The sequence below is a fragment of the Pseudomonas sp. AC463 genome, from assembly GCF_979253585.1.
On sequence record NZ_CEEDDZ010000658.1, the window covers coordinates 1 to 268 of the forward strand.

Below are 268 nucleotides of genomic sequence, written 5' to 3' on the forward strand. Positions count from 1 at the left end.
GTGCTGGCCAAGGGTGAAATCCTTGAAGGGCTGAGCGAGGGTGGCGTCGCCGTGCTCAATCGGGATGACGTGGCCTTCGAGCGCTGGGTCAAGCGTGCGGCCGGGCGCCGGGTGCTGAGTTTTTCCCTGCGTGATGCATCTGCTGATTTCCATGCCAGCGAATTGAGCCGCGACCCGCGTGGGTGCTCGGCTTTCAGCCTGTATTGCCATGATGGCCAGGCGCGTGTGCAACTGAACCTGCTGGGTGAGCACAACGTCGCCAATGCCT

At 62.7% G+C, this 268-nt stretch carries 1 protein-coding gene; it reads left to right on the top strand.

From position 1 onward, the window contains the following. Positions 1-268: Mur ligase family protein (locus tag AC0IYH_RS31830; RefSeq protein WP_471838264.1), on the top strand; the 268-nt coding region annotated here is incomplete at both ends.